Source organism: Conyzicola sp., from assembly GCF_057073975.1.
On record NZ_JBXMIS010000093.1, the window covers coordinates 1 to 4958 of the forward strand.

Sequence of the window (4958 nt, forward strand, 5' to 3'; positions counted from 1 at the left end):
AGCAGTCTGCAACATTCGACGGATGCGCACGCAGTGGGTGCGGGCGACTCGGTATCAGCGATCCTCTCAGCATGAGCAGACACGTGAGGTTGCCGCAGCCGTTCGACAGCGAGCCATTTCTCACACGTGACGCGAAGGCGGCCGGTGTCGGCGCGGGGAGGTTGCGCGGGCGAGACCTTGCCCGTCCGTTCCACGGGGTGCGTGTTCCCTCGTCCATCAGCGGAGTGGATGCCGCCCGGGCCTTCGCGCCGCGGATGACGCCGCACCAGTACTTCAGTCACGCGACCGCAGCAGGCCTGCACGGGCTCCCGGTGCCGCGACACTCCCCGACCATCCACGTCACCTCCGTGGCTCCCGCCAGGCTGTCGAGGGCTGCGGGGGTCACCGGGCACTCGTCGATTACCCGGAGAACCACCACTGTTGGCGGTCTTCGCGTGTCGACCCCCATCGACACGTGGGTCGCGATGAGCGTCGAGCTGTCGGTGAGCGAACTCGTGATCATGGGTGACGCGCTCGTTCGACGCAAACGACCACATGCCACCATGACTGAGCTTGCCGCTGCAGTTCGCTCGCACCGAGGACGGCCCGGGGCCAAGAAGCTGACCGCGGCTTTCCTCCGAGTCCGAGCTCGCACCGACTCTGTTCGCGAGACCGTCCTGCGGCTCGCCATCGTCGACTTCGGGTTGCCGGAACCCGAGGTAAACGTCGAGATCCGCGATGTGAACGGACGGCTCATTGCCATCGCCGACCTCTGCTACCCGCAGTTCTCGGTGATCGCCGAGTACGACGGCGAGCAGCACCGCACCGATGAAGCCCAGTTCTTTCGCGATGTCGATCGACTGGATGAGCTAGCGGAGCACCGCTGGAGGGTGGTCAGATTCAACAAGTCCCATGTGTCGACGGCGCGGCTCACCGCACTGCGGCGGGCGCTGATCGCTGCCGGGTGGCAACCGCCAACTGTCGCAGATCGCTCCCGGAGAGGCTCGATTGCGGGCGACCAGAGCGGTTTGTGACAGTCGACGGACCAAAGCCACGGGGAGAGCTCGAAAGACTAGCCGGCGGCACGACGACGACGCAGCACCTCGTCGATGTCGAGCTTGGCGAGGGTGCGCACAGGCTCCGGCTCGGCCGGCCGGATGAACGGGAGCGCGGCCTCTGCGGCACGAAGGGCGAGCTGCGCCTCTGCCGCGGCAGCCTGCAGTTCTGCGACCGCGACATCCGCCTCGACGACAACGTTCTGCATCTCCGTGCGCGAGAGGTACATGGGCTTGGGGAGGGCAACCGGGGTCCAGGAGGTCTCTGCGCGCTCGACCACCGGGGCGGCGGGAGCCATCGGCACGCGTCGCGCGACGGGCACGTAGGCGGCGACAGCGGCGGCCCGGGAGCGGCTCACCGCGGCGAGACGGCCGAGCAGGGAGAAGGTCGACACGGCAACGACGGCAGAGAAGCCGAGCACTCCCCATGCACCCGCGGCAATGCCGGTGGCAGCCATGACGACGAGCTGCACCGCAATGGTGACGACGGCGGCGAGCAGCAGCAGTGACGCCATGGCGCGGGTGCGCCGCAGGCGACGCGCGGCGAGGGTGCGGGCGGAGACGACGGCGGCGATTGCGGGCTGCGCGTCGATGACGGCGCGGGCGGCGGTGCGGCGCGCTGCGGCATCCCGGGCCCGTTGCATCGCCTCGGCGCGCGCCTGTGCCTCGCGCAGGGTCTTCTGCTGCGCTGCGACGCTGCGCGCGGTGGTCTCTGCCCGCACTGCCTGCGGAACCTCCGCCGTCTCGGCCAGCACCCGAAGGGTCTGCTGCAGCCGCACCGCGTTGCGCTCGGTGGCGTAGTACTCGCGCTGGCGCAGCCAGCTCGGGATCAGGTAGACCAGCCAGAGACCGGCGGCGAGCGCAACGAGCACGCCGCCGCCAAGCCCACCAGAGATCTCCATGGCCTTAAAGGTACGAGCGAGTGGCCAGAACCCCGTGCTATCCGAGGGCGAGTCTGCGGTCGGCCTGCGGAACCACTCCGACGCCCGCCGGAACCCGGCCGTCCTGCCAGCGCCGAAGCACCCCGGTCGGCACGTCTTCAACGGTGAGTGCGAAGCAGAAGTGGTCGCGCCAGTCGCCATTGATGTGGATGTAGCGGCGACGCAGCCCCTCGTAGCGGAAGCCGAGCTTCTCTGTCACCCGCAGCGACGGGTCGTTCTCCGGTCGGATGCAGATCTCCATGCGGTGCAGCCCCATGGTGAAGAAGCAGTGGTCGGTCGCGAGCGCGACAGCGGTCGGGGTGAGCCCGAGGCCGGCGAAGCGCTCTGACACCCAGTAGCCGATCGTCGCCGACGACACGGAGCCGTAGGCAATCGACGAGACGTTCAACTGGCCGGCGAGCTCGCCGCGGTACTCGATGATGAAGGGAAGGCCGAAGCCCTCCCTCGCATGGGAGAGAAGGTTGCGGATGCTGCCGCGCACGTCGAACGACATCGGCCCGACCGGATTGGTCGCCTCCCACTTGCGTAGCCAGCCGCGGTTGTCGAGCAGCTCGCGCTCGAGGGTGCGCGAGTCACGCAGCCGGATCGGGCGGATCGTCACATCCCCAGAGCGAAGGGTCGGAATCAGAGCGGGCACGGGTACTACTGCTAGTCGAGGTTCGCCACGAAGTTCTTCAGCCATGGTCGTAGTTCGGAGCCGAGGTCCTCCCGGTCGACCGCGAGCTGCACGATGGCCTTGATGTAGTCGACGCGGTCACCCGTGTCGTAGCGACGGCCGCGGAACACGACGCCGTAGACGCCGCCGGCGATGTTGTCGGTCGCGAGCTCCTGCAGGGCGTCGGTGAGCTGGATCTCGTTGCCCTTGCCGGGAGGGGTGCGCTCGAGCACGTCGAAGACCTCCGGCTGCAGCACATAGCGGCCGATGATGGCGAGGTTCGAGGGCGCGGTGCCGGGAGCCGGCTTCTCGACGAGGCCGGTGATGCGCACCACGTCGTCTTCATCCGTCGCCTCGACCGTGGCCACACCGTAGAGGTGGGCCTGCGAGGGGTCGACCTCGAGGAGGGCAATGACGGATCCGTTGCGCTGCCCGTGCACGTCGATCATGCGGGAGAGCAGCGGGTCGCGGGCGTCGATGAGGTCGTCGCCGAGCAGCACGGCGAAGGGCTCGTGCCCGACGTGCATGCGTGCAACGAGCACGGCGTGGCCGAGACCGCGCGGAGCGCCCTGGCGCACGTAGTGCATGCTCGCGAGGTCGTTGGGCTCTGCGACCTTGGCGAGCCGGTCGGCGTCGCCCTTGATCTCGAGGTTGGCCTCGAGCTCTGGCATGGAGTCGAAGTGGTTCTCGAGTGAGTACTTGTTGCGGCCGGTGACCATGAGCACGTCGGTGAGGCCGGCTCCTGCCGCCTCCTCGACCACGTACTGGATGGCCGGCTTGTCGACAACGGGGAGCATCTCCTTCGGCATCGCCTTGGTCGCTGGAAGGAATCTGGTTCCGAGTCCTGCGGCGGGGATTACTGCTTTCGTTATCGTGAAGGCCATACCAGAGGGTACCTGAAGCAAGTATCTAGAATTGGTGCATGCTCGATGGGGTTGACAACCAGAAGCGCGCCTTGCGCGCGGAGATCCGCGAGCGTCGGCGCATCACGCCAGCCCACGAGAGGGCAACGGCCACGAGCGCGGTCACGACCCATCTCACCGAGCTGGCGACCGGTGCCCGGTCGATCGCGGCCTACCTCTCTACCCCCGACGAGCCGGAGACCCGCGCGTTCCTGTCGTGGGCGTGCCACAACGGAATCCGAGTGCTCGTGCCGTACTCCCGCGAGGACGGCCTGCTCGACTGGGCCCCGTACGACGGCAACGACGAGGGCGAAGACCTGCTCGGCATGCCCGTTCCGACGACAGAGCTGCTGGGGCCGATAGCCATCAACGACGTCGACCTCATCATCGTGCCGGCGGCGTGCGTCGACCGCACCGGCATGCGCATGGGATGGGGCCGCGGCTACTTCGACAAGACCCTCGGATCGATGGAGCGCCGCCCGCCGGTTTATGCTGTCATCTTCGACAGCGAGTTTCTCGACACCGTGCCAAGCGAGGTTCACGACCAGCGCGTCGACGGGGTCGTCACCCCGTCCGGCATCACCACGCTCGCCAAACAATCCTGAGGACACCGTGCCCACCTACTCCTATCGCTGCACTGCCTGCGAGACGGCCTTCGACATCCACCAGGCGTTCACCGAGGACTCGCTCACCGTCTGCCCCACGTGCGGCGGCGCGCTGCGCAAGGTCTTCTCCGCCGTCGGCGTGACCTTCAGCGGCTCCGGGTTCTACAGCAGCGACAACCGCGCCTCGGAGAAGAAGAGCTCTGGCTCGACCTCCACCTCGACCAGCTCGACCCCCGCGCCCGCGGCCCCCGCTGCGGCACCCGCGGCCACCCCCGCTCCCGCCGCCGGGAGCACGAGCTAGAGAAGAGGCACCTCAATGAAGGGTTTCAAGGAGTTCCTGCTGCGCGGGAACGTCATCGACCTCGCTGTCGCCGTTGTCGTTGGAACAGCATTCAGCGCCATCGTCACCGCGCTCGTCACGAGCATCTTCAATCCGGCGATCGGCGCGCTGTTCAATGCCGAGAGCCTGGCAAGCCTGTGGATCGTCGAGATCCCGACGACCGCCGGTGGCACGGCGAAGATCCTGTTCGGAGCTGTTGTCGCCGCCGTCATCCAGTTCGCACTCGTTGCGGCTGTCGTCTACTTCGCCCTCGTGCTGCCGATCAACTACCTCAAGAAGCGCGCATTCAAAGAGCAGCAGGAGGTCGCTGAAGAGGCGCCAGCCGTGGTCAGCGAGGTCGACCTGCTCATCGAGATCCGCGACCTGCTGGCTGCGCGCGGAGTCGACCAGCGCTAGCCCCAGTGCGGCGGCTTGTCGGCCTTGAGTCGATCGTCGTTCTCTGTGCCTGAGCCGCGCTGCGGCTCTGGCGCGGGGTTCGGGT

7 protein-coding genes are annotated in these 4958 nt (G+C 67.6%); 4 read left to right on the top strand and 3 right to left on the bottom strand.

Going from position 1 to position 4958, the window contains the following annotated elements:
- Positions 1 to 71 precede the first annotated feature (71 nt).
- Positions 72 to 1013 (top strand): hypothetical protein, encoded by a 942-nt coding sequence (locus tag AC14A7_RS08435; protein ID WP_484008102.1) that lies wholly within the window; start codon positions 72 to 74, stop codon positions 1011 to 1013.
- 38 nt (positions 1014 to 1051) lie between these two features.
- Here the strand turns inward: AC14A7_RS08435 and AC14A7_RS08440 are convergent, their stop codons facing one another.
- From AC14A7_RS08440 to galU, 3 genes are read right to left on the bottom strand one after another with little or no spacing between them, the layout of a single operon-like run.
- Positions 1052 to 1936, bottom strand: coding sequence for a hypothetical protein (locus AC14A7_RS08440; RefSeq protein ID WP_484008104.1), 885 nt, complete (start codon positions 1934 to 1936; stop codon positions 1052 to 1054).
- A gap of 37 nt (positions 1937 to 1973) precedes the next feature.
- Complete coding sequence (locus AC14A7_RS08445) at positions 1974 to 2657, bottom strand: GNAT family N-acetyltransferase (protein WP_484008105.1); 684 nt, start codon at positions 2655 to 2657, stop codon at positions 1974 to 1976.
- Positions 2624 to 3514, bottom strand: a complete 891-nt coding sequence (gene galU / locus AC14A7_RS08450; protein WP_484008106.1) for a UTP--glucose-1-phosphate uridylyltransferase GalU — start codon at positions 3512 to 3514, stop codon at positions 2624 to 2626. Before galU ends, AC14A7_RS08445 begins: the two co-directional genes overlap by 34 nt.
- Before the next feature lie 38 nt (positions 3515 to 3552).
- Between galU and AC14A7_RS08455 the strand changes: the two genes are divergently transcribed.
- The 3 genes from AC14A7_RS08455 to mscL are packed head-to-tail and all read left to right on the top strand — an operon-like array spanning position 3553 to position 4873.
- A complete protein-coding gene (locus AC14A7_RS08455) occupies positions 3553 to 4137 on the top strand; it encodes a 5-formyltetrahydrofolate cyclo-ligase (RefSeq protein ID WP_484008108.1) in 585 nt (194 codons plus the stop codon).
- A gap of 7 nt (positions 4138 to 4144) precedes the next feature.
- Positions 4145 to 4438: an FmdB family zinc ribbon protein gene (locus AC14A7_RS08460; protein ID WP_484008109.1), complete on the top strand. Its 294-nt coding sequence runs from the start codon at positions 4145 to 4147 to the stop codon at positions 4436 to 4438.
- A 15-nt stretch (positions 4439 to 4453) separates the two neighbouring features.
- The gene (gene mscL / locus AC14A7_RS08465; RefSeq protein WP_484008110.1) at positions 4454 to 4873 is read left to right on the top strand and encodes a large conductance mechanosensitive channel protein MscL; all 420 of its coding nucleotides are present in this window, start codon (positions 4454 to 4456) and stop codon (positions 4871 to 4873) included.
- The last annotated feature ends 85 nt before the right edge of the window (positions 4874 to 4958 follow it).

Coding starts and splice junctions, on each gene's coding strand:
- AC14A7_RS08440 (WP_484008104.1), bottom strand. CDS start 1,936: ATGGAGATCTCTGGTGGGCTTGGCGGCGGCGTGCTCGTTGCGCTCGCC.
- AC14A7_RS08455 (WP_484008108.1), top strand. CDS start 3,553: ATGCTCGATGGGGTTGACAACCAGAAGCGCGCCTTGCGCGCGGAGATC.
- AC14A7_RS08445 (WP_484008105.1), bottom strand. CDS start 2,657: ATGGCTGAAGAACTTCGTGGCGAACCTCGACTAGCAGTAGTACCCGTG.
- galU (WP_484008106.1), bottom strand. CDS start 3,514: ATGGCCTTCACGATAACGAAAGCAGTAATCCCCGCCGCAGGACTCGGA.
- AC14A7_RS08435 (WP_484008102.1), top strand. CDS start 72: ATGAGCAGACACGTGAGGTTGCCGCAGCCGTTCGACAGCGAGCCATTT.
- mscL (WP_484008110.1), top strand. CDS start 4,454: ATGAAGGGTTTCAAGGAGTTCCTGCTGCGCGGGAACGTCATCGACCTC.